The 5895-nt window shown below is 30.8% G+C and carries 6 protein-coding genes and 1 pseudogene; all 7 read right to left on the reverse strand.

The features are described 5' to 3' along the window. On the reverse strand, window positions 1–581 hold a 581-nt coding region (gene rfbD, locus ACOYLT_RS09850; protein ID WP_422853683.1), incomplete at its 3' end, for a dTDP-4-dehydrorhamnose reductase. Next, window positions 575–1126 carry a dTDP-4-dehydrorhamnose 3,5-epimerase gene (rfbC, locus tag ACOYLT_RS09855; RefSeq protein ID WP_422853684.1) on the reverse strand — a complete coding sequence of 184 codons (552 nt, stop codon included), beginning with the start codon at window positions 1124–1126 and terminating at the stop codon, window positions 575–577. The genes rfbD and rfbC, both read right to left, overlap by 7 nt. Next, complete coding sequence (gene rfbA / locus ACOYLT_RS09860; RefSeq protein ID WP_422853685.1) at window positions 1127–1984, reverse strand: glucose-1-phosphate thymidylyltransferase RfbA; 858 nt, start codon at window positions 1982–1984, stop codon at window positions 1127–1129. A 6-nt stretch (window positions 1985–1990) separates the two neighbouring features. Next, window positions 1991–3001: a hypothetical protein gene (locus ACOYLT_RS09865; protein WP_422853686.1), complete on the reverse strand. Its 1011-nt coding sequence runs from the start codon at window positions 2999–3001 to the stop codon at window positions 1991–1993. A gap of 7 nt (window positions 3002–3008) precedes the next feature. Next, the gene (locus tag ACOYLT_RS09870; RefSeq protein WP_422853687.1) at window positions 3009–4703 is read right to left on the reverse strand and encodes a DUF6909 family protein; all 1695 of its coding nucleotides are present in this window, start codon (window positions 4701–4703) and stop codon (window positions 3009–3011) included. A gap of 41 nt (window positions 4704–4744) precedes the next feature. Then, window positions 4745–5623: a carboxypeptidase-like regulatory domain-containing protein gene (locus tag ACOYLT_RS09875; RefSeq protein ID WP_422853688.1), complete on the reverse strand. Its 879-nt coding sequence runs from the start codon at window positions 5621–5623 to the stop codon at window positions 4745–4747. 2 nt (window positions 5624–5625) lie between these two features. After that, a pseudogene (locus ACOYLT_RS09880) lies at window positions 5626–5895 on the reverse strand (hypothetical protein); the annotation flags it as partial.

Here is a 5895-nt window from a genome sequence, read left to right on the forward strand (position 1 = left end):
AGAACTTCTGCTAAATCGACAGCATTTGTCGGTGTTCCTATTTGATCATTTACAACCGAAACTGAATCTCTTTCTGAAGACAGTCGCAACATGGTTTTCATAAAATTATTTCCAAACTGAGAATAAACCCAAGATGTTCTAATAATGAAATGGTTTGACCAAATTTCTTGAATGGCTTTCTCGCCATCTAATTTAGTCTGCCCGTAAACGCCTGTTGGATTAGTAAAATCATATTCGGTGTATGGTTTTGAAGCATTACCATCAAAAACAAAATCAGTTGAAATGTGGAGTAAAATGGTGTTATGTTTTTTACAAACTTCAGCTAAATTTTTAGCACCAACAACATTGATTAAATGAGCTTTTTCTGGTTCACTTTCGGCTTTATCAACAGCAGTGTATGCTGCTGCATTGATGCAATATTTGGGTTGTTTTTTTGAAAAAATGGATTGACAATTTTCTAAATTAGTTACATCTAATTCAGAAGATGAACAAAAAATAAAATTAGTATTAGGATAATTTGGCGCAATAAATTGCAAGCTTTGACCTAATTGCCCATTGCTTCCTGTTACTAAAACTACCATACTATTTTAGCGTTTTGTATCGTTGGCTGAATTTTATCTTTTTCAGAAATAATTAGGTTTTCTAAAGGAAATTTCCAGTTAATATTAATGCTAGTATCGTTGTATATAATTCCGCCTTCTGATTCTTTATTATAAAAATTATCACATTTATAAAAGAACGTTGCGGTGTCACTCAAAACCAAAAATCCGTGAGCAAATCCTCTAGGAACAAAAAATTGTTTTTGGTTTTCGCCTGTCAATAAAACTGATTCATATTGACCAAATGTTCGAGAACTAGGCCTTATATCAACTGCAACATCTAAAACTTCTCCATGCAAAACTCTTACTAATTTAGCCTGAGCATGTTCTCCAATTTGATAATGTAGTCCACGTAAAACTCCTCTTGATGAAAAAGACTGATTGTCTTGAACAAAATGAACGTTTTGACCAATTGCAATCTGAAAAGTTTTTTCATTAAAACTTTCCATGAAATAGCCTCTTTCGTCTTGAATGACTTTTGGCTCAATAATAAAACAACCTTGTAGTTTTGTTGGGATAAAATTCATTTATATCAAGCTAAGTAAATGTTTTCCGTAACCACTTTTAAGTAATGGTTCAGCTATTTTTTTTAATTGTTCTGTATCAATATAACCCATTTTAAAAGCAGCTTCCTCTATAGATCCAATTTTTAATCCTTGTCTTTCTTCTATAACTTGAACAAATTGACTGGCTTGCATAAGTGAATTGAAAGTACCTGTGTCAAACCAAGCTGTTCCTCTATCAAGAATACTTACTTTGAGTTTTCCTCTGTTTAAATATTCCTTGTTTACGTCTGTAATTTCAATTTCGCCGCGGTGGCTTGGTTTAATATTAGCGGCAATTTCAACCACATCATTGTCATAAAAATATATACCAGGAACAGCATAATTAGATTTTGGTTTTTCCGGTTTTTCTTCAATAGATAAAACTTTTCCGCTTTCATTAAAATCTACCACGCCATAACGCTCAGGATCATGAACATGATATGCGTAAATAATTCCACCATCTGGATTATTGTTGCTTTGTAATAATTCTGCTAAACCTGTTCCGTAAAAAATATTGTCACCAAGTACTAAGGCCACTTTATCATTTCCAATAAATTCTTTTCCTATGATAAATGCTTCTGCTAATCCATTTGGATGCTCTTGAACAGCATATTCAATTCGGCAACCCAATCTTGAACCATCACCTAGTAATTGTCTGAAAAGAGGTAAATCATGTGGTGTTGAAATAATCAAAATTTCTCTAATCCCAGACCAAATCAATGTTGATAATGGATAATAGATCATAGGTTTATCATAAATTGGCATAAGCTGTTTACTAACAGCTAATGTCAATGGATGTAATCTAGTGCCAGAACCACCGGCTAAAATAATTCCTTTCATTGTAAATTAGTTTGAAATCTGTTTTGAAGATTGTTTTCTGTAAAAATTCTTTAATAATTTAATGCCAATAAAAGCAAAAAATATTAATAATGGGATAATAAATTTCATTTTCCCATTTACTCCATCAATATTCTTAACATTAGTAATACTGCTGTTTTTCATTATGATTTGTTCATTATTTAACAGTTCGATTCTTTGTTCGCCTAATTCTCTTAGAAGATTATCCTTAGTTTTAATGACTTCGTTGAGCTCAGGATTTTCACTAAAATAGACCGATTTATCACTTTTTTGAGTGTTTGTAGTTGTTGAAGAAAATTTATTTAATAAATTGTCTATTTGTCCAATGATTATATCATTTTGGTTCATTTTTGTTGTAATGTTGTTTACATATACTTTTTGAAAATTTTTGTAATATTCATTAAAATTTAAGTAAGTCATTAATGGTTCGATTATGCTTTTATCTGTAACTCGACCAATAGTGCTAATATGAATAATATGGCGTTTATAATTTTTACTTGTTATTTTTTCCTTGATTACTTTATTGATGTCGCCGTCTTCAGAAAGCAGTTTAACTAACTCAAAATTTTGAGTGTTTTGAGAATTATTTAAAATAACTGTACTACTGTTAACAAAATTATATACATCAATTATTGGTTCTATTTCTATTTCTAATAAAGTCTTTGGTTTGCTTATACCTATTGATTTTAGGAACACCGTGTCTTTTTCTTTGATTTTTGATTCTATTTGATCTATTTTACCATACAAATAATCTACACTTCCAAAATTAGGAGCTACTATTATCTCATGATCAAAGGAGTTTGGTCTCATATCAAGGTAATAACCAACTCCAAATCCTATGATAAATAAAGAAATAAAAATAACTATATTTCTTTTAAAGAATAAAAATCCTCTGAAAATACTAGATGAAATATTCTCGAAAAAATTACCTATTTTTTTAGAAATCTGTGAGAAATCTATTTCTTGATTATCCGAATTGTTTTGTGGTGTTGCGCTCATAAAAAATTTATTTTAAGTTAAAAATTTGTTCTAATATTTTAATAGTAATTAAATAAGTTGGCTTAACTCCAGTTGTTCCAAGACCACCAGAGGCCAATGTGCTACCCGTTTCCAATGGATTATCTGAGGCATAATAAGCATATCTTACCTTAACATTTGGAGGAATACTTTTTCTAATTTTTGAAGCGGATTGAATTGCTTTTTGATAATAAGCGCCTTCCATTTCAAGACCTATAACCTCCCAGGATGATTCGTGGAAAAATTTCAACAAATCTTTATTTTGAAGTGATGTTCCAAGCACCGTAACCATAGGTCCAGCAAAAACTGGAATACCATTACCTTCAAACATTTCTGCTGTCAATTCATTTTTAAAAGGATAGTTATCTGCTGTGCCTTCATTTATATGCGCTGAAGGTATCATAATATCTCCTTTCCCTCCTTGAAGAATTCCTGCTTTCCCCATTATTGAAACTGATTCTACATCTAGAAAGGTTTTGTTATTTCCGTCATTATAGGGTTTCAGTAATTCGTCTATAGTTTCAAAAGCTTGCTCACCAAAAGCGTAATCCATTACTATTAAAACAGGGCTTTCTTTACCAACTTTAGCTTTTGGAAAACTTGATTGTGACCAATCAATTTTAGCAGTATCAAAAATCTGAACATCAATATTTGTACCTGATTGCTGATCTGGAAGAGAAATCATTCCGTGTTTTAATGCAAAATCCTCTACCTTATTTCTCACTGGATCAGCACCTGATTTGCTTAATTCTTCATAAATAAAAAAATCCGACTTTTCTTTATACTTGGCCTTCAAAACTGTGGTGGCAAATAAAGAATTCATTACACTGTGCATATTGGCACTAATTATATGAATTGGTCTTTCTAGAAGATCATTAGCTTTTAAAGTTTCTTTTATTGTGGTGGCCCAAATTTCTCCATGAATATGATGACCTAAACGCTCTCTCAATATGGGACTGAATGTTATAGTTCTTTTATTATTATCAACAATTTCTTCTATGGCTAGTTTTCCTAACCAATAAATAACGTGTAAAAAACGATCTGGTTTTTCTTTTGTCCCAAAAGCTTCATAAATATTTAACACTTCAGAAAAACTTCTGCCCAATATATTAGCAGAATGAGAAATCGCAATTTCTTTTTCGATCTGAGTAAGTTTTTTGTTTAGTAAAACAGTTTGTTCTAGTTTTTGCCAATCGCGCGTTACCTCAACATCAATATCGTCTAATAAAACTCTGTTTTTTATTTTATGAGACTCTATAAAAATAAATGTCAAATGTGTCAAAATATCATAAATATCAGAACGTCCACGCGTGATTTCTACATTCATTTGTTCTTCGTCTATACGATAACAATTTCGACGTCTTTTTGGCGGAACTATTGCTTGAAAATGTGACTTTGAATAACCTTCATCCGAAGTTAGATTGATATATCGACATTCTTCAATGCCTACAGGAAGTCTTTCAATAACATAAAGCAAACCATTTAATTCTACCTTTTCCTCTGCAATACTTCCATAAATTTCTGGTCTTAGAGAGAGTAATGCTTCTCTTAAGGTTTCTCCTGAAACACCCATTGGTTTATAGAAACCTCTGTTAAATAAATGTCTCATGGTAATGTATAGTCGTTCAATAGCTCCTGACGACTCTTGCGCTCTTGAACGTGAAATATTCTTAATTTCTTTCATTAATTATTTTTTCTAACCTGCAAATATATGGTTTTTATAGTTTAGTTAGTTAAAACAAGGTTTATTGAGGGCTCATAAACCATCAACTTTTCCGATGGGTTATTAACGTTTTCTTTCGTTTGTTTATGCCATTTTCCTCCAAAAAAAGTATAAATAAATTCTCTCTGAACGTAATTATATAATACAAATGGATAATAGGTTTTTTGAATTTTAGTTTGATTGGTATTCAAATCTGTTATTGTTTTTTCTAATTTGTTTTTTTCTATTATAAGTTTTTCATAACCAATAAATATTCCTGTTTTTGGCATTCGTAAATTCAAATCAGTGATGTCAAAATAGGTTTTCTTTACACCTTTTTTTACTGATACCAAAAAGTCTTTTGTCAATAACTCATCTCCTGGAAAACCATTGCTGTCAACACTGTAAAAATGAATTTTAATAGTAGCACTTTCTATTTCACTATCCGTAAAAATGGTAACTTGTTTGATGTATTTTGTCTTTTTATGCTTTGGATTGTAAGGGAAAAACTTAGCGTCAATTCTTGGTCCGTTATCAAATGCTTGATAGGTTTCGTTCTTTACATTGCCAATTTCAAGTTTTCTTGTTTCAAATCTTTTGGCAATTACAACTTCATCTAGTTTGAAAGTAGTTTCTTTTAAAATTACTTTCTCCGCTTCTGCTGCTTTTACTGTTTTCTTTTCATAACCCAAAGCTGAAAAAACAAGATTTTTGGGGTCATTAACATTGATTAAAAACGAACCATTTTCTTCAGATGTAGTGCCTATGTTTTCATTTTCTGCCCAAATATTAACATACGATATAGGTTTGTTATTTTCATCAACAACGATGCCTTTTACCTGAGCTGTTATAGAAATACTAATCATCATCACCGTCATCCACAAAACTCTTTTTTCTTGCATCTTTATTCTTTTTTCTGAAAAAAATCAGCTATTTTTCTATCATTGCTTAATCTAGGTAATTTATTTTGTCCCCCTAATTTTCCAATGGATTTCATATACTCTTGAAAACTATTTTTGGGAACATTTGTGATAACTAGTGTTCGCAATACATTCCCAACAATCAAATCATTATAATAGGAATTTTGTTTTCTCATAGCATTATCTATCAGTAACGCAAATTGTTCCAGATTATTGTGTTCGTTTTCAAATTCAATAAACCATTCATGATAGGG

Origin of the sequence: Flavobacterium sp., from assembly GCF_049318185.1 — a bacterium.
GTDB lineage: Bacteria > Bacteroidota > Bacteroidia > Flavobacteriales > Flavobacteriaceae > Flavobacterium.